Origin of the sequence: Photorhabdus sp. HUG-39, from assembly GCF_963878365.1 — a bacterium.
In the GTDB taxonomy this organism is placed as follows: domain Bacteria; phylum Pseudomonadota; class Gammaproteobacteria; order Enterobacterales; family Enterobacteriaceae; genus Photorhabdus; species Photorhabdus kayaii.
Genome location: NZ_CAWNWY010000104.1, coordinates 1 through 1,114, shown reverse-complemented (window position 1 = coordinate 1,114; position 1,114 = coordinate 1). Strand labels below are relative to the sequence as shown.

1 protein-coding gene and 1 pseudogene are annotated in these 1,114 nt (G+C 38.3%); one reads left to right on the top strand and one right to left on the bottom strand.

The window, feature by feature from the left end; genetic code table 11:
* Window positions 1-109: pseudogene (locus tag AAC155_RS24210) on the top strand (IS5/IS1182 family transposase); the annotation flags it as partial.
* Here AAC155_RS24210 and AAC155_RS24205 read toward each other — a convergent pair.
* Complete coding sequence (locus AAC155_RS24205) at window positions 102-704, bottom strand: hypothetical protein (protein ID WP_113044420.1); 603 nt, start codon at window positions 702-704, stop codon at window positions 102-104. The pseudogene AAC155_RS24210 and the gene AAC155_RS24205 overlap by 8 nt on opposite strands.
* Window positions 705-1,114 lie beyond the last annotated feature (410 nt).

Genomic DNA, 1,114 nt, shown 5'->3' with positions numbered 1-1,114 from the left:
ACTCAAAGAGCATCGTCGCATCGCCACCCGTTATGAAAAGACAGCAAGAAATTATATCGCTATGGTGAAATTAGGTTGTATCCGCTTATTTCTTAAGGTCATTATTTAATTGAGGGACACAACCTAGCATTAAGACCCTGCTGTCCTATCCCCATGGCTAACATTTGAGGGTGGCTAGCACCGTATCGGGTTCCCCTGACAAGACGCCTAAGACCAGCATGACCTGACAGATGAATATATTTTTTCCCATTTTCTCCCACATAGGTTTTTGCAGTAATACTTAACCTCTTAAATTCCCGGCAAACATCAGAAAACCCATGTGAATCATAAATATTTCCCGCATAGATGGAAATAGGATCTGTGACAGAAAATACATACGCCATAGGATTTTTTTTCTTGTTATCTACTTCCGTGCCTCTTGCAAATTCGTCTCCGTAACTTAGATTTTCTGCTTCCGTACCTCTTGCAAATGCTTCTCCATGACTTGGGGTTTGTGGATGGGAGGGACTGATATCCTCAATAATGCTTTTGGCTTGCGCTAATGTAAGAACAAAGTGATATTGGGTATTATCACTCAATACTTTTTCTAACCCAATGGCATCAAAAAATTCATGCTGGGGTTTTAGCTGATTAATCCCTACATTACCCCTTAAAAAATCGCCCATATAACCATCCCAAGTGGGATTATATTTTTTATGTGTCATTCCTCCATTCTCCGTAGCACTCAATATCAAATTAATAATTGATTGACTTGTGTCAAGATTTCCGATGTAGCATCAATTAAGCGGGATATAACAACAATGCTTACCCATTCCAGCATGGAAAAGATCCACCTTTAAATTTGTGATGAATCTCTATTCTTAAGCAAAATCAGACAATTACTTAATTTTAATTTCAGTCATACCATAATAAAAAAATTATCCACTAAATTTATTATCCCAGACTCATCCGGCTTTTATTTGCCTACCAGAGATCCCCCCTAAAAATCAGGGCAACCGCATGAATGATTAAATATCACTCACATTAGCAAAACCCGCCTGTAATACTCGCTCCAAAAATTGGGTTTTCATCCATATTCGTCTACGCTTCGCTTTAATGCTTAATTGACTCGTTT